The sequence below is a fragment of the Metabacillus bambusae genome, assembly GCF_017497975.1.
Classification (GTDB): domain Bacteria; phylum Bacillota; class Bacilli; order Bacillales; family Bacillaceae; genus Metabacillus; species Metabacillus bambusae.
In genome coordinates this window covers 24165-40951 of record NZ_JAGDEL010000028.1, presented here as the reverse complement: position 1 = coordinate 40951, position 16787 = coordinate 24165, and the positions used below count along the sequence as shown (strand labels likewise).

Below are 16787 nucleotides of genomic sequence, written 5' to 3'. Positions count from 1 at the left end.
CTCATATAGATATCCCGGTTATTGATTGATTGAACAAAGGGATAATCTTTGCCAGAGTCGGCCTCTTTTTGGTATAAAATAAACTTATAGAGAATGTAGCTATTATAAATTCCGGAATAATCAGTACCATTTGGAAGAAGTTTATTGGGAATTTAGGCTATTCCCCACTTCTTAAGTTGTTTAGACATAGAGTATAATAAGCTATGAAAGTTATCTATTTTAGGTGTAAATCGTACTTATAATTAGAAAAAGGTGATAAGGTTGAATTCTATTGGGAAAATGTGGAATCAGGTATTAGAGTATATTACAAATGCTCAACTATGGATTACGATAGGAGAAGGTCTATTAAAAATTGTTTTAATTAGCATTGTCTCAACAATTTTTATCCGGATTGGAAAACTTGCGATAAGTAAGATCTTTTTATTCCGCGGGAAATCACCAATTCGTATTTCAGAGAGAAGAGAAAATACACTTTCAAAGCTATTAGAAAATATCCTAACATATGTTGTTTATTTCATTACCATCATTATGATCTTGGAGGCAGTAAATATTAATGTGGGTGCATTGCTTGCTGGTGCTGGGATTGTAGGACTTGCAGTAGGTTTTGGCGCACAAAGTCTTGTAAAAGATATTATTACAGGATTTTTTATTATATTTGAGGATCAATTTTCTGTTGGTGACCATATTAGAGTTGCTTCTTTTGAGGGGACTGTTGAAGAAATTGGACTTAGAACAACGAAAATTAAGAACTGGACAGGGGAACTTCATATAATACCAAATGGTAGTATTGTTGAAGTAACGAACTTCTCTATTCATAATAGTATGGCTGTCGTTGATGTAAGCATCTCGTTTGAGACTGATATACCAGAAGCGGAACGTGTTATTCAAGAACTTTTAGCAGAAATTCCAGATAAATATGAGAACATTGTTACTCCTCCTGAACTACTTGGTATTCAAACCTTGGGTGCATCAGAGATTATTTTACGTGTCGTTTGTGAAGTTGAACCAATGCGCCATTTCCATATTGCAAGAATGCTTCGAAAAGATATTAAAATGCGTTTAGATGAACATGGTATTGAAATTCCATATCCTCGAATGGTTATGTATAGCAGAAAAGAACAAGTAAGTTAAGAGTGGAGGCTAAAACATGATTGAAAAGGAATTTGGTTTAAAGGATATTGTAGAAATGAAGAAGCAGCATCCATGTGGGACGAACCGCTGGAAAATCATTCGAATGGGAATGGATGTAAGAATTAAATGTGAGGGCTGTGAGCATAGTGTTTTAATCCCTCGAAAAGAATTCTCTAGAAAAATGAAAAAGATACTTGTTAAACACGAAGAGTCGAATGAGTAAGTTGAGGGGAATGGGAAATGAAGCAAGTATTTAAATCATCATGTCCTTTAAACTGCTGGGATAGCTGTGGTTTAGAGGTAACTGTCGAGAATGGAAGAGTGACTAAGGTTGATGGTGATAAAGATCATCCAATTACTCAAGGGAAAATTTGTGGTAGAGGAAGAATGCTAGAAACAAAAACCAATTCAAAGGAACGGTTAACAGTACCATTAAAAAAGGTTAATGGTCAGTTTATCGAAGTTCCATGGGAGCAAGCTCTCAAAGAAATAGCAGAAAAAATGAATGAGATCAAGGAGATCTATGGCTCAACTGCTGTACTGCATAGTCATGATTATGCAAATAACGGCTTGCTGAAAAATCTTGATCAGCGTTTCTTTCATTGTTATGGCGGTGTCACAAATTTAGTTGGTAGTATCTGCTGGGGATCTGGTATTGAAGCTCAAACATGGGATTTTGGTAGTTCTTATAGTCATGCCCCTGATGATATTTTTCATAGCAAGCATATTGTCATTTGGGGAAGAAATGTAGCTAGAACAAATATGCATTTATTTCATTACTTACAAGAAGCTAAAAAAAGAGGCTCAACTATTACGGTTATTGATCCCATTTACAATGCAACTGCTAAAATAGCGGATAAATATATTTCAGTAAAGCCAGGAATGGATGGGTTAGTAGCGATAGGTATTATGAAGTATTTAATAGATGAAAATAAGCATGATGTACAGTTTATTGAGGACTACACAGTTGGATTTTCTGATCTTTTGTGTTTACTGGATAGTATTGAGATGGAGGTTGTTTTAGCAAAGGCGGAAATTTCCTATGAAGACATTAGACACTTAGCTTCAGTTTATTTTGATGGTCCAACTACTACGTATTTAGGCCTCGGAATGCAAAGATATGCAAATGGTGGAAATACAATTAGATTAATTGATGCACTAGCTGCGATAAGTGGAAATGTAGGAGTCCCAGGTGGTGGAGTTAACTTTGGGAATCTGCAAGTGGGTAACAGCTTTAATAAGAGTGCACTTACCTTGCCACATAAAAAAACGTTAACAAGGCACTTTTCAATGATGGAACAGGCTGAAGGAATTTTAAGTGCTGAAAATCCAGGAATTAAAATGATTTTTGTGACTTGTGGGAATCCTCTTGCACAGGTCCCAAATTCTGCAAAGGTAAAGAAAGCCTTCGAGTCGGTTGATTTACTTGTGGTTGTTGACCACTTTTTAACAGACACTGCTGAACTGGCTGACTATGTACTCCCAACAACAACCGTATTTGAGGAAGAAGATATCTATTATTCGTCAATGTACCATCATTATGTAAATTATGGAGATCAGTTAGTTAAACCACCAGGAGAAGCAAAATCGGATTTGTGGATTTGGACTCAATTAGCAAATCGTTTAGGCTTTGGGGAAGAGTTTCAGTTTACTAGAACAGAGTTTTTAGAGATGGGACTATCACATTTAAAACAGCAGGGGATAACAGTTGAGCGGCTGAAAGAGGAAAAGAGACTGCCTTTACCTGTTAGCTATGTACCTTGGGAGACAAAGGGGTTTTTGACCCCAAGTGGTAAATTTGAGTTTACTTCATCAATTGCTGAGAAAAAGGGATATGTGGGAAAACCACAATATTTTCCTCCAAAAGAATCTAGCCTTACAAACCCATCATTAGCAAAAAAGTATCCATATCAGCTCTTAACAATTCATCCGTTACGCTCTAATCATTCACAGCATTATATTCTGATTAAAGCTTTACAAATTGTTAAAATTGAAATATCAGAAGATATCGCAAGTGAGAAGGAAATGATAGATGGCGATTCTGTCAGAATTTTTAATGACAGAGGAAGTCTTTCAGGAACTGTAAGGATCTTGAAAAGGGCTCATCCTAGAACAATAAATGTTGATGAAGGACAGTGGCATAAGTTTGGTGGTTCAGTAAACATGCTTACACCTGATGATAATTCTGATAATGGATTAGGTAGTGTTTTATATGACTGTTTAGTGAACATTGAGAAAGTGAATGATGTTTGATGTAAAGGAGAGCCGTTTATAGGTTCTCCTTTTTAGGTAATATCAGAATTTATAACTTTTCTTACTCAGTTTTTGTGTCTAGCTCCAGCGCCTAGCCCCTCGAGGTCATAAGCCACAAATGAATTGAAGACAAAGAACGTCTTCTATTCATTTGCGTCTTATGCTTGTCGGGGCTGAACAAGGCGCTTGCGCTTTTCTTATATTGTTTCACTATAAATGAGAGACCTGCTTGTTTTTTATGTGTTTACTATCTATAATTGTTGAAGATTGGTTAGAATTCGGACAAATTTTTTTGTTTAATGATAGAGGAGTGGAAATATGGCATTAACTGCAGGAATTGTAGGTCTTCCAAACGTCGGGAAATCAACATTATTTAACGCAATTACACAAGCTGGTGCTGAGTCAGCAAACTATCCATTTTGTACAATTGATCCTAATGTAGGGATTGTAGAGGTACCTGATGAGCGTTTACAAAAGCTGACTGAGCTTGTAAAACCTAAAAAAACGGTACCAACTGCATTTGAATTTACTGATATTGCTGGAATTGTTAAAGGTGCAAGTAAAGGAGAGGGTTTAGGTAATAAGTTTCTTTCCCATATTCGTCAGGTAGATGCAATTTGTCATGTTGTGCGTTGTTTTGCAGATGATAATATTACGCATGTATCTGGTAAAGTTGACCCAATTTCAGATATTGAAACAATTAATTTAGAGTTGATTTTAGCGGATTTGGAAACAGTTGATAAACGTATTGATCGTGTAGCAAAGTTAGCAAAGCAAAAAGAAAAAACAGCTGTCTTTGAACATGAGATCCTAGTGAAGCTTAAAGATGCGTTTGAAAATGAAAAGCCAGCTCGTTCTGTGGAATTAACAGAAGAGCAATTAAAATATGTAAAGCAACTACATTTATTAACATTTAAACCTATTCTATATGTAGCAAATGTTAGTGAGGAGGAAGTTGCAGATCCTTCAGACAATGAATATGTAGGACAGGTTCGTGAATTTGCAGCAGCTGAAAATGCTGAAGTAATTGTTGTATGTGCAAAAATTGAATCAGAGATTGCTGAACTTGAAGGTGAAGAAAAGGAAATGTTTCTTGAAGAGCTTGGAATTGAAGAGTCTGGACTTGATCAGTTAATAAAAGCCTCTTACAATCTTCTTGGTCTGGCTACTTATTTTACAGCAGGTGAGCAAGAGGTTCGTGCTTGGACATTTAAAAAGGGAATGAAGGCTCCTCAATGTGCTGCTATTATCCATACAGACTTTGAAAGAGGGTTTATCCGTGCTGAAACAGTCTCATATGATGACCTATTAGCTGCAAAGACTATGGGTGCTGCACGTGAAGCTGGAAAAGTCCGTCTTGAAGGTAAAGAATATATTGTACAAGATGGAGATGTCATTCATTTCCGCTTTAATGTATAAAATTTCTTGGTAATGCTATTTATCTGAAATTATTTATGTAATATTTAGTATTGTGTCTAGCGCAAGCTCCTGATCAAGGCGCTTGCGCATTTGTTTGTGTCCAGCTCCAGCGCCTAGCTCCTCGAGTCATAAGCCACTCTGGAATTGAAGGTAAAGAACACCTTCTATTCCAGAGCGTCTTATGCTTGTCGGAGCTGATCAAGGCGCTTGCGCATTTCTAAATCATTTGGTATAATACCTAATTGTGAGTAATTTATTTTAATTGCTCCTTGCCCTATAATGGGCCGTTTAGACCAAAAGGAGGTGTAAGATGATGAAAAAGTACGAGGTTATGTACATCATCCGCCCAAATATTGAAGATGAAGCTAAGAAAGCTCTAGTTGAGCGTTTCAACAACGTTTTATCTGATAATGGTGCGGAATTAAACGAATCAAAAGAGTGGGGCAAACGCCGTTTGGCTTACGAAATCAATGATTTCCGTGATGGCTACTACATGCTTCTTCAAGTTAACTCTGAAGCTGCTGCTGTTCAAGAATTTGATCGTTTAGCGAAAATCAGCGAAGATATCATTCGCCATATCGTTATTAAAAAAGAAGATAAATAATTAATGTTTGAAAAGATATTCAAAAAAGGATGGTTCTGATGTTGAATCGAGTTGTACTAGTCGGAAGACTAACAAAAGATCCAGATTTGCGTTACACACCAAGCGGAGTAGCTGTTGCTACATTTACTTTAGCAGTAAACCGTACGTTTACAAACCAACAAGGTGAAAGAGAAGCTGACTTTCTTAACTGTGTGATTTGGCGAAAGCAAGCCGAAAATGTTGCAAACTTTCTTAAAAAAGGAAGCTTAGCAGGAGTTGACGGTCGTTTGCAATCACGTAGCTATGAGGATCAAAGTGGGAAACGTGTATATGTAACAGAGGTTGTTGCAGAAAGTGTCCAATTCCTTGAGCCTAGAGGTGCGAGCGGCGGAGGCAACAATAACTACAACAACAATAACAATAATAACAATTTTGGTGGGTACTCAGAAAACTCTGGTAATCAAAACCCATTCGGTTCAGATCAAAATCAACGTAATCAAGGTCGTACAAGCTTTGATGACGATCCATTTGCAAACGATGGAAAGCCTATTGATATATCTGATGATGACTTACCGTTTTAATTATAAATATATGACCGTAATATAATCAGAAGGGAGGAACTAAACAATGGCAGGTGGACGTAAAGGTGGACGTGCGAAACGTCGTAAGGTGTGTTTCTTCACATCTAACGGAATCACACACATCGATTATAAAGATGTTGATTTACTTAAAAAATTCGTATCTGAGCGTGGTAAAATCTTACCTCGTCGTGTAACAGGTACAAGTGCAAAATACCAACGTAAATTGACTGTAGCTATTAAAAGAGCTCGTCAAATGGCATTATTACCATACGTTTCTGGTGAATAATAAATGAAAAAGCACAGATAAGGATCGTATCCTTTCTGTGCTTTTTTTATCTATTAACATACCCAGGTTGTCTGCCCTACTAAAAATGCCTCCTTTAATCGTGTATATGACCACTATTTATAGCTAAAATAAAACCTGAAAAAAAGTGTTAAGATAGTCGTTTTAGAAGTTTGATTCCGTGATGAAGGTAGTCTAAAATATAGTATGAGCTCTTTAAAGAGGTGAAAATGTGAGGAAAGTTCATGTAATAACAGAAGGTGCACTTATTTTAGCAATTTTCTTGGTTTTAATGCTTTTTGCTCTATATGCACCAATCATAGGGACGATCTTACACCTAGTCCTCCCATTACCCTTTATCCTATTTACAATTAGACATGGTATCCCCCTATCGATCATGATGTTAATCGCGGGTAGTATTCTATCGATCCTCTTTGGGTCAGCAACAAATATCTTAATCGCGTTCATTTTTGGTTTGAGTGGCTTAACCATGGGTTATTTTTATAAAAGGAAAAGTCCAATGGGTGCATTAATAGGAGGAAGCTTAGCTTATACATTTAGTTTTGTTATAACTTATATAGGAGCTATACTATTCCTTAAGCTTGATTTTATAAAAGTTTCTATCGGTTTACTAGAAGAATCAATAGAGCAATCAAAGTCAATCATTACTGCTCTTGACGCTAATACAAATGTAGAGCAACAATTTGAACAAATGGAAAAGGGTTTGGAACTGATACATACATTAACACCAACTATTTTTGTAACCTTAGGTATCCTATTTGCTCTCTTTAGCCACCTTGTAGCAATACCAGTACTTAAGCGCTTGAAGGTTGAAGTATCTCCTTTAAAACCATTTAGGGATTTGCGTTTGCCAATAAGCTTAATCTGGTATTATTTAATCGTATCAGTGTTAATTATGATAAAACTTGATAAAGATAGCTTCTATTTTATGGCGTTGATAAACTTATATTATATTTTACAATTCTGTGTCCTAATTCAAGGCTACTCGTTCATATATTATTATTCATATAAGAAGGGCTTATCAAAGGCTATACCAGTTATCGCTGTAATTGCTTCATTTCTCTTACCAATATTTCTTTATCTTGTTAGAATCTTAGGTATAATTGATTTATGCTTCCCTCTCCGTGACAAAATAACTAAAAAGTAAAATAGGATTCACTGCCTGAGAGGAGTTGATGAGAAACGAATGCCAAATTTAAATGAAAAGCCATTAATCCGATATTCTATATATTCTTTAATTGGCTTAACAGTTATAGCTGTCCTGATTCTATTTTTTTATAATTGGATAGTCGGTATCCTGGTTTCCATTATCTTAAGTGTTGCACTTTACTTTCTAAGGAAAGCTGTTTTAGACTTTCAATTAGAAATGGAAGGCTATATTACAACACTTTCATATCGATTGAAAAAGGTCGGCGAAGAAGCATTAATGGAGATGCCGATTGGGATTATGTTATTTAATGATCAATATCATATAGAGTGGACGAATCCGTTTTTAACTTCTTGCTTTGACGTAGATACATTAGTTGGCAGGTCCCTCTTTGATGTAGCTGATGCATTAGTCCCATTAATAAAACAAGAAGTTGAATCAGAAACGATTACCCTACATGATCGAAAGTTTAAAGTTATTATTAAACGAAATGAACGTTTATTATATTTCTTTGATGTTACAGAACAAATAGAAATTGAGCGGCAGTATGAGAATGAGCGTACAGCCTTGGCATTTATCTTTTTAGATAATTATGATGAAGTGACACAAGGGATGGATGATCAGGCTAGGAGTGCAATAAATAGTGAAGTAACAGCCTTATTAAATAAGTGGGCTAAGGATTATGGTGTATTTTTAAAAAGAGTCTCCTCAGAACGTTTTTTAGGTGTGTTAAATGAAAGTATTTTAACCAAGTTAGAAAAAACGAAATTTTCTATTTTAGATGAAGTGAGAGAGAAAACAACGATCCATAATGTATCATTAACATTAAGTATAGGGATTGGTACAGGTGTATCTTCGTTGCAGGAGCTAGCTGATTTAGCCCAATCTGGTCAAGATTTAGCCCTTGGACGTGGTGGAGACCAGGTTGCTATAAAACAAATAAGCGGTAAAGTTAAGTTCTTCGGTGGTAAAACAAATCCAATGGAAAAACGCACGAGAGTACGTGCCCGTGTCATATCCCATGCACTAAAAGAAATTGTCTCTGAAAGTAATAAAGTGATGATAATGGGACATAAGTTTCCCGATATGGATGCCATTGGTTCTGCTATCGGAATCTTAAAAGTTGCACAAGTAAATGGAAAAGAGGGGTTTATCGTCTTAGACCCTGATGCACTTGATTCAGGTGTAGAACAATTACTGATTGAGCTCAGGCAGCATCCAGATCTCTGGTCGAGATTTATAACACCAGAGCAAGCACTAGAGATCATGACAGATGAAACACTACTTATTGTCGTAGATACCCATAAGCCGTCAATGGTCATTGATGAAAGGTTACTGTCCAGAAGTGAGCATGTTATTGTCATTGATCATCATAGACGTGGTGAGGAGTTTATTAAGGATCCAATTCTTGTTTATATGGAGCCATACGCATCTTCTACAGCTGAATTAGTGACAGAGCTATTAGAGTACCAGCCTAAGAGTCTAAAAATGAACATGGTCGAAGCTACTGCGTTATTAGCGGGTATTATTGTTGATACAAAAAGTTTTACTCTTCGTACAGGTTCACGTACGTTTGACGCAGCCTCTTACTTAAGAGCAAAGGGCGCTGATACAGTATTAGTTCAAAAATTTATGAAGGAAGATATCGAGAACTATGTGAAGCGTGCTAGACTTATTCAAAATGCGTCAATTTATAAAGAAGGAATTGCGATTACAATTGCTGATGATAATGAATTTTTTGAACAGGTTATAATTGCTCAAACGGCTGATACGCTTTTAACAATGAATGGAGTTTCAGCTTCTTTTGTTATTGCAAGGCGAAATGAAGCTTGTATTAGCATTAGTGCAAGGTCACTAGGTGATATTAATGTTCAGCTCATTATGGAAGCCCTTGGTGGCGGAGGTCATTTAACAAATGCTGCGACACAGCTCCAGAATCACACACTTAAAGAAACAGAAGAAAGACTGAAATTAGCACTAGAAGATTATCTTGAAGGAGGAACCAAATCATGAAGGTAATATTTTTAAAAGATGTAAAAGGAAAAGGGAAAAAAGGTGAAGTCAAAAATGTTGCAGATGGCTACGCGCAAAACTTTTTACTTAAACAAGGACTTGCTGTTGAAGCATCAAATGCTAATGTAAGCTCTTTAAATGCACAAAAGAAGAAACAAGAGAAAGAAGCGATTGAAGAATTAGAGCAAATGCAAGAGCTTAAAAAAGTGTTAGAGGAATTAACTGTACAATTAAGTGCTAAATCAGGCGAAGGTGGGCGTCTATTTGGTTCAATTACAAGTAAGCAAATAGCAGATGAACTAAAAAAGAGCCATAGTATCAAGCTGGATAAGCGCAAAATCGACCTACCTGATGCGATTCGTGCCCTTGGATTTACAAATGTACCTGTTAAGCTGCACCCTGAAGTATCAGCAACAGTAAAGGTACATGTAACTGAACAGTAAATGTTGGAAGAATAAGTGGTTTTGTGGAAAGAGTGAAATTTATCTTGAAGCTTAGCCACATTTTTTTTATGCTTAGTACTTAAGAGTTTTTAATTATATGAGATTGAATCATTGATAGCTTCCTAGCAATTATTAAAATAAAAGGACGGTGGTCATCATAAACGAAGTAATTGGTGATCGTATTCCACCACAAAATATAGAAGCAGAGCAGGCCGTATTAGGTGCAATATTTCTGCAACCATCTTCTTTAACATTAGCATCAGAACTTTTAATTCCTGAAGATTTTTATCGTGCATCACATCAAAAAATTTATAATGCAATGCTTGAGTTATCCGATAAAGGTGAGCCAGTTGATTTAGTAACGGTAACCTCAGAATTAGCAGATGCCAATCTTTTAGAAGAAGTGGGCGGGGTTTCATATTTAAGTGATTTAGCAAATTCAGTACCTACTGCAGCTAATATTGAATATTACGGAAAATTAGTTGAAGAAAAGTCAATTTTACGCCGCCTGATCCGTACTGCGACTGGAATTGCCCAGGATGGATATAGCCGTGAAGATGAAGTTGAAGTTCTTTTAAATGAGGCTGAAAAAACAATTATGGAGGTTGCTCAGCGTAAAAACGCTGGAGCCTTTCAGAATATTAAAGATGTTCTTGTTCAAACATATGATAACATTGAATTGCTTCATGACCGAAAAGGGGATGTTACTGGTATCCCAACAGGTTTCATGGAGCTAGATAAAATGACAGCAGGTTTCCAACGAAATGACCTCATTATTGTAGCAGCACGTCCATCTGTTGGTAAAACAGCATTTGCATTGAATATTGCGCAAAACGTTGCTACAAAAACTGACGAAAACGTTGCAATCTTTAGTCTGGAGATGGGTGCAGATCAGCTTGTCATGAGGATGCTTTGTGCGGAAGGTAATATAGATGCCCAACGACTTAGAACAGGTTCATTAACCCCTGAGGATTGGGGTAAATTAACAATGGCAATGGGGAGCCTTTCAAATTCTGGAATATACATTGATGATACACCTGGTATACGTGTAAGTGAAATCCGTGCAAAATGTCGCCGTTTAAAACAAGAGGCTGGATTAGGTATGGTATTGATCGATTACTTACAATTAATCCAAGGTAGTGGTCGTAGTGATAACCGCCAACAAGAAGTATCGGAAATTTCTAGAACTCTTAAGGAATTAGCTCGTGAGCTAAAGGTTCCTGTTATTGCCTTATCTCAGCTATCACGTGGAGTGGAACAACGTCAAGATAAACGGCCAATGATGTCAGATATCCGTGAATCTGGAAGTATTGAGCAGGATGCTGATATTGTAGCCTTCCTATATCGTGATGACTATTATGATAAAGAATCTGAGAATAAAAATATCATTGAAATTATAATTGCTAAACAGCGTAATGGTCCTGTTGGTACGGTATCATTAGCATTTGTAAAAGAATATAACAAATTCGTTAATCTAGAGCGTCGTTTTGATGACGAAGGTGTACCACAGGGTGCATAAAGAGAGGATCGTTTCCGTGCGATCTTCTTTTTTTTTATGTTCCTTTTAGAGTTAATCATTCTATATTGGGATATGATAAAAGTAATCGTAAATAAAGAGGATTGAAGGAACATATTGTTTTTTATCACAATAAACAAAGAGGAATATACGAACGAACACATCTGTGGGAATTATAAATGTTCGTATTTTCATTGACTTTCTTCATGGTGATTGATAAAATAAACATGTTTGATTAGTGCGAAATTTAGTGCGAAATTACGGAGGTGCACGGAATGTCTTCAGTAGTAGTTGTTGGAACTCAATGGGGAGATGAAGGGAAAGGAAAGATTACAGATTTCCTTTCTGAAAATGCAGAGGTTATTGCTCGTTATCAAGGTGGAAATAACGCAGGTCATACAATTAAATTTGGTGGAGAGACTTATAAGCTTCACTTAATTCCATCTGGGATTTTTTATAAAGATAAAATCTGTGTGATTGGTAATGGTATGGTTGTTGATCCAAAAGCACTTGTTACAGAACTTGCTTACTTACATGAGCGTGGAATAACAACAGATAATTTACGTATTAGCAATCGTGCGCATGTCATTTTACCTTACCATCTTAAATTAGATGAGGTAGAGGAAGAACGTAAAGGCGCAAATAAAATTGGTACAACTAAAAAAGGAATTGGACCAGCCTACATGGATAAGGCAGCTCGCGTAGGGATCCGTATTTCTGATTTACTTGAGCGTGATGTTTTTGAAGAGAAGCTTGTTCGTGCTTTAGAAGAAAAGAACCGCATGTTAGAAAAGTTTTATGAAGTTGAAGGCTTCACAGTGGAAGAAATTTTAGATGAGTACTATGAATATGGCCAACAATTTAAAAAGTATGTTATAGATACATCAGTTGTTCTAAATGATGCTTTGGATGAGGGTCGTCGTGTTCTTTTTGAAGGTGCTCAAGGTGTAATGCTTGATATTGATCAAGGTACATATCCTTTTGTTACATCTTCCAACCCTGTTGCTGGAGGGGTTACAATTGGTTCTGGAGTAGGCCCAACTAAGATTAACCATGTTGTTGGTGTATCTAAAGCATATACAACACGTGTAGGTGACGGTCCTTTTCCTACTGAATTAAACAATGAAATTGGTAACCAAATTCGTGAAGTTGGACGTGAATATGGTACAACAACTGGACGTCCACGTCGTGTTGGATGGTTCGATAGTGTTGTTGTTCGTCATGCAAGAAGAGTAAGTGGATTAACAGACCTTTCACTAAACTCAATTGATGTATTAACAGGTATTGAAACATTAAAAATTTGCGTAGCATATAAGCATAATGGTGAGACAATTAACGAGTATCCTGCTAGTTTAAAAGTTCTTGCTGAATGTGAACCAGTATACGAAGAGCTTCCAGGCTGGACAGAAGATATCACAGGTGTACGCAACCTAAGTGAACTGCCTGCTAATGCTAGACATTATATCGAGCGTATTTCACAGCTTACTGGTATCCCATTATCGATCTTCTCTGTGGGACCAGACAGAACACAAACGAATGTTATTCGCAGTGTATATAGCTAAATAGAGTTTTGTCATTGGATAGGGGGAATCGAAGAATATCGATTCCCTTTTAACATCGAAAAAAATATTTCAAATAAAATAAAAAAATGTATTGTATTATTGAGAAATGATATGGTATGATAGATCACGTCCTGTTAGAAGATTTAACATCTTACTCATTGAAAAATGAGCCATTAGCTCAGTTGGTAGAGCATCTGACTTTTAATCAGAGGGTCGAAGGTTCGAGTCCTTCATGGCTCACCATTTTTACTACATGTTTTACTATGGCCCGTTGGTCAAGCGGTTAAGACACCGCCCTTTCACGGCGGTAACACGGGTTCGAATCCCGTACGGGTCACTTTATATATAGTAAAATTACAATTAGGTCCGGTAGTTCAGTTGGTTAGAATGCCTGCCTGTCACGCAGGAGGTCGCGGGTTCGAGTCCCGTCCGGACCGCCATTTCTAAAGATTCCTTGTCTCAAGGAAAAGGGTTTCAATAAGCGAGAAGGTCGAGGAAGCGACTGAGCGAACACCGGAGCGTATGTCAATACGTGAGGATGTGAGCGATGGAGCTGACGAAGAGATTCGAAGCTTAGTGGAAGCCGAAAACTATATGGCTCGGTAGCTCAGTTGGTAGAGCAATGGACTGAAAATCCATGTGTCGGCGGTTCGATTCCGTCCCGAGCCACTCCTAAAGCATGATTCAATAGAATCATGCTTTTATTTTTTTATAAAGGCTGTTTTCGCAAACTTTGTTGCTATTTACCAAGTAATGCGGTGTGGTTGATTGCAGCGAGAGTTGCTCGCTTTCCGCGGGGCGGGCGGTGAGCCTCCTCGGCGTAAACGCCTGCATGAGTCTCACCTGTCCCGCTACTCTCGCAAGAGTCTCGCAATCCTCTCCAATCAACCTGAATTAATTTTGGTTATAAAAGCAACACTCTCTTAGAAAAGAGCCTTTATAAAAGAAGTATTTAGTTAAAGAACAAAATATAGGAACAAGCATATTTTAAGGTTTCCATAATAATTGGAAGAAAGTATGCCCATATCCTTCCTTCAAATCTACAGGAAATGACAGAAATAAGTAAAATATGTATGTAATAATACAATATTGTTACAATTTGTCGGATTTTAAGGCTGTTATCAAATAATATGTTACCTTAGTAAGGTGGATAATGACGAGAATTTTGTCGATTTAGAACAAAATTCCTATTTAAGGGGCTTCCTGAGTTTCTTGTAGTAAAGATTTAGGAGGAAAAATCAGTGTTTAAGCGTTCTAATAGATTAGTAGGAAATCATCTCATAAAAAAAAATTCATTTATAAATAAATTCACAATGGGGATTGCTTTAGCAACTACCCTAACTTTAGGAGTAGAATCTGCTTCTGCTGAAACATCTTTATCAACTGTTTATCACATATACTTAGGTGAAGACTACATGGGCACTGTTGATAATGAAGTGTTGATCGACAATCTCTCTAATAAAAAATTAGAAGAGCAAAAGGCCACATATGAGAATTTAAATTTAACAGTTGAAGATATAGAAATTATACCTGAACAAATGTTTCGCCCAGTCTTTAATAATAATGAGACATTATTAAACTTAGATAAAGAGCTTGATGTTGTTGTTGAATCTACTGAATTATTGATTAACGATCAGTCTGTTGCTAATTTTAATAGTAAAGCAGATGCTGAAGCTGTATTAACTGAGTATAAGCTGCAATATGTATCTAAAGACGTACTTAGTGAAATTGAAGCGAGACAAGCTGCTAATCTTCCTTTAGGTTCATTGAAAGAAGGGCAGTCACGTATATTAGACGTAACATTTTCTAAGAAAGTTTCACTTGAAACGAAAAAAGTTTCTCCAGACAAAGTATTAACTGTTGATCAAGGTGTTAATCTATTAAAAAAAGGTACACTTGAGGAAAAGAAATACAAGATTCAGGAGAAAGATGTTTTAGGTAGTATTGCATCTAAACATGATTTAACGTTAGAGCAACTATTAGACTTAAATCCTGGACTTAAGGAAGATACATTAATTAAACCTGGTGAAGAGCTAACCGTAACGGTTTTGAAGCCATTCGTTAAAGTGAGCGAAAAGCAAGAGATGTTAAAGAAAGAAAGCATTTCTTTTGAAATAGAGGTTAAAGAAGACTCCTCACTGCCAAAGGGTGAACAAAAGATCACCCAAAAAGGTGTAGATGGTGAGAGACTGGTAAACTATGTTATTTACAAAGAAAATGGCTCAGAAGTAAAACGTGAAATAGCTAGTGAAGAAATCTTAAAGGAACCTGTTAAAGAAATTATTTTAAAGGGTACAAAGATTATTCCTTCTAGAGGTACTGGTAGTCTTGCGTGGCCAGCAGTTGGTGGCTATATATCTAGTGGATTAGGCCAACGCTGGGGAAAGCTTCATAAAGGAATAGATATAGCTAGACCAAGTGATCGTACAATTAAAGCAGCAGATAATGGTACAGTTGAATCTGCAGGCTTCAATGGCGGTTATGGAAACAAAGTGGTTATTAACCATAATAACGGTTTAAAAACGATTTATGCACACTTAGATTCAATTTCTGTCTCAGTAGGACAAGTTGTAGCTCAAGGACAAAAAATTGGAGTAATGGGTACAACCGGTCATTCAACTGGTGTGCATCTTCACTTTGAAGTTTATAATAATGGTAATTTAAAAAATCCAATGGATTACCTAAAGAATTGATACAAAGGGACTGACAATTTTTAGTCAGTCCCTTTTTTCATTAAAACAAGTATTACTTACCTTCTACCCATAAAAATCTTTTATAAACACGAAGTAATCTATAACGTACTTTTAGCTACTATTTTTATCAAATGCTCTGTTAAAACTTATTGTTGTTTTATATATGTAGCTGAAAGGAAATACTTCATTTCATTGGACTAACTGCCTTCACTGCGAAGTCTTGGTAGCCGGTTCTCCCGCAGGAGTGTCGCAGTTTTCCTTTTTTATCAACAATGTTGTTTAACGGAGCCTTATCCTAAATAAAATATATTAACGTTTTTCTACTATTTGTCACATGGTTCACAGTATCGTCTTTAAAAAAGATGAATCTCTTCTGTGAAAATGTTACATTTAAATTATGTAGATTTCATGTAACTTAAAGGGGCGAGAGCATTGGAAAAGAAGATTTTAGTCGTTGACGATGAAAAACCAATTGCTGATATTTTGCAATTTAACTTAAAAAAAGAAGGATATACCGTATATTGTGCCTATGATGGCAACCAAGCGTTAGAAATGGTTGAGGAAATAAATCCAGATCTTTTACTATTAGATATTATGCTTCCTAATCGAGATGGTATGGAGGTTTGTAGAGAGGTTAGAAAGAAGCATGACATGCCAATTATAATGTTAACCGCAAAGGATTCAGAAATAGATAAGGTTCTTGGTCTTGAGCTAGGTGCAGATGATTATGTAACAAAACCATTTAGTACGCGGGAGTTACTAGCGCGTGTTAAAGCTAATTTACGCCGCCAGCAGACGATTGAGAATACTGAACCTAAAGGGGCAACAAATGAAATAAGTATTGGTTCTCTTGTCATCCACCCTGATGCCTATGTTGTGTCAAAGCGTGGAGAAACAATTGAATTAACTCATCGAGAATTTGAACTCCTACATTATTTAGCACAACATACTGGTCAGGTTATGACTCGGGAACATTTACTACAAACAGTTTGGGGCTATGATTATTTCGGTGACGTCAGAACAGTAGACGTTACAGTAAGACGTTTAAGAGAAAAAATAGAAGATAATCCAAGTCATCCAACATGGATCGTAACTAGACGTGGAGTGGGCTATTATTTACGAAACTCCGAACAGGATTAATG

General features: G+C 36.5%; 14 protein-coding genes and 4 tRNA genes. All 18 read left to right on the top strand.

Annotated elements, in window-relative coordinates; genetic code table 11:
- Positions 1-261 precede the first annotated feature (261 nt).
- The 18 genes from I7822_RS25325 to yycF all read left to right on the top strand — a co-directional run bounded on the left by I7822_RS25325 (position 262) and on the right by yycF (position 16785).
- A complete protein-coding gene (locus I7822_RS25325; RefSeq protein WP_372442225.1) occupies positions 262-1131 on the top strand; it encodes a mechanosensitive ion channel family protein in 870 nt (289 codons plus the stop codon).
- Positions 1132-1147: 16 nt separating this feature from the next.
- Complete coding sequence (locus I7822_RS25320) at positions 1148-1354, top strand: DUF951 domain-containing protein (RefSeq protein WP_207981841.1); 207 nt, start codon at positions 1148-1150, stop codon at positions 1352-1354.
- A gap of 17 nt (positions 1355-1371) precedes the next feature.
- On the top strand, positions 1372-3384 hold the full coding sequence (locus tag I7822_RS25315) for a molybdopterin-dependent oxidoreductase (protein ID WP_207981840.1): 2013 nt from the start codon (positions 1372-1374) through the stop codon (positions 3382-3384).
- Positions 3385-3702: 318 nt separating this feature from the next.
- The gene (gene ychF / locus I7822_RS25310) at positions 3703-4803 is read left to right on the top strand and encodes a redox-regulated ATPase YchF (RefSeq protein WP_207981839.1); all 1101 of its coding nucleotides are present in this window, start codon (positions 3703-3705) and stop codon (positions 4801-4803) included.
- A gap of 313 nt (positions 4804-5116) precedes the next feature.
- Positions 5117-5407: a 30S ribosomal protein S6 gene (gene rpsF, locus I7822_RS25305; protein ID WP_207981867.1), complete on the top strand. Its 291-nt coding sequence runs from the start codon at positions 5117-5119 to the stop codon at positions 5405-5407.
- A 38-nt stretch (positions 5408-5445) separates the two neighbouring features.
- Complete coding sequence (ssb, locus tag I7822_RS25300) at positions 5446-5967, top strand: single-stranded DNA-binding protein (protein ID WP_207981838.1); 522 nt, start codon at positions 5446-5448, stop codon at positions 5965-5967.
- A 46-nt stretch (positions 5968-6013) separates the two neighbouring features.
- Positions 6014-6253 carry a 30S ribosomal protein S18 gene (rpsR, locus tag I7822_RS25295; RefSeq protein ID WP_046588211.1) on the top strand — a complete coding sequence of 80 codons (240 nt, stop codon included), beginning with the start codon at positions 6014-6016 and terminating at the stop codon, positions 6251-6253.
- A 229-nt stretch (positions 6254-6482) separates the two neighbouring features.
- Positions 6483-7418 carry a YybS family protein gene (locus I7822_RS25290; protein ID WP_207981837.1) on the top strand — a complete coding sequence of 312 codons (936 nt, stop codon included), beginning with the start codon at positions 6483-6485 and terminating at the stop codon, positions 7416-7418.
- Positions 7419-7457: 39 nt separating this feature from the next.
- On the top strand, positions 7458-9431 hold the full coding sequence (locus tag I7822_RS25285; RefSeq protein WP_207981836.1) for a DHH family phosphoesterase: 1974 nt from the start codon (positions 7458-7460) through the stop codon (positions 9429-9431).
- The gene (gene rplI / locus I7822_RS25280; RefSeq protein WP_066338717.1) at positions 9428-9874 is read left to right on the top strand and encodes a 50S ribosomal protein L9; all 447 of its coding nucleotides are present in this window, start codon (positions 9428-9430) and stop codon (positions 9872-9874) included. The genes I7822_RS25285 and rplI overlap by 4 nt, the downstream gene beginning before the upstream one ends.
- Positions 9875-10031: 157 nt before the next feature.
- A complete protein-coding gene (dnaB, locus tag I7822_RS25275; RefSeq protein WP_207981866.1) occupies positions 10032-11393 on the top strand; it encodes a replicative DNA helicase in 1362 nt (453 codons plus the stop codon).
- 272 nt (positions 11394-11665) lie between these two features.
- Positions 11666-12952 (top strand): adenylosuccinate synthase, encoded by a 1287-nt coding sequence (locus tag I7822_RS25270; protein WP_207981835.1) that lies wholly within the window; start codon positions 11666-11668, stop codon positions 12950-12952.
- Between the two features lie 167 nt (positions 12953-13119).
- Positions 13120-13195, top strand: a tRNA-Lys gene (locus I7822_RS25265).
- Between the two features lie 22 nt (positions 13196-13217).
- A tRNA-Glu gene (locus I7822_RS25260) sits at positions 13218-13289 on the top strand.
- A gap of 26 nt (positions 13290-13315) precedes the next feature.
- Positions 13316-13392: transfer RNA gene (locus I7822_RS25255), tRNA-Asp, on the top strand.
- 156 nt (positions 13393-13548) lie between these two features.
- Positions 13549-13621, top strand: a tRNA-Phe gene (locus I7822_RS25250).
- Between the two features lie 572 nt (positions 13622-14193).
- The gene (locus I7822_RS25245) at positions 14194-15645 is read left to right on the top strand and encodes a peptidoglycan DD-metalloendopeptidase family protein (RefSeq protein WP_307847882.1); all 1452 of its coding nucleotides are present in this window, start codon (positions 14194-14196) and stop codon (positions 15643-15645) included.
- A 432-nt stretch (positions 15646-16077) separates the two neighbouring features.
- Positions 16078-16785 (top strand): response regulator YycF, encoded by a 708-nt coding sequence (gene yycF / locus I7822_RS25240; RefSeq protein ID WP_207981834.1) that lies wholly within the window; start codon positions 16078-16080, stop codon positions 16783-16785.
- The last annotated feature ends 2 nt before the right edge of the window (positions 16786-16787 follow it).

Bases quoted from the DNA above. Each gene is read 5' to 3' on its own strand.
- rplI (WP_066338717.1), top strand. From the start codon at position 9,428: ATGAAGGTAATATTTTTAAAAGATGTAAAAGGAAAAGGGAAAAAAGGT.
- I7822_RS25320 (WP_207981841.1), top strand. From the start codon at position 1,148: ATGATTGAAAAGGAATTTGGTTTAAAGGATATTGTAGAAATGAAGAAG.
- ssb (WP_207981838.1), top strand. From the start codon at position 5,446: ATGTTGAATCGAGTTGTACTAGTCGGAAGACTAACAAAAGATCCAGAT.
- ychF (WP_207981839.1), top strand. From the start codon at position 3,703: ATGGCATTAACTGCAGGAATTGTAGGTCTTCCAAACGTCGGGAAATCA.
- I7822_RS25315 (WP_207981840.1), top strand. From the start codon at position 1,372: ATGAAGCAAGTATTTAAATCATCATGTCCTTTAAACTGCTGGGATAGC.
- I7822_RS25270 (WP_207981835.1), top strand. From the start codon at position 11,666: ATGTCTTCAGTAGTAGTTGTTGGAACTCAATGGGGAGATGAAGGGAAA.
- rpsF (WP_207981867.1), top strand. From the start codon at position 5,117: ATGAAAAAGTACGAGGTTATGTACATCATCCGCCCAAATATTGAAGAT.
- I7822_RS25285 (WP_207981836.1), top strand. From the start codon at position 7,458: ATGCCAAATTTAAATGAAAAGCCATTAATCCGATATTCTATATATTCT.
- rpsR (WP_046588211.1), top strand. From the start codon at position 6,014: ATGGCAGGTGGACGTAAAGGTGGACGTGCGAAACGTCGTAAGGTGTGT.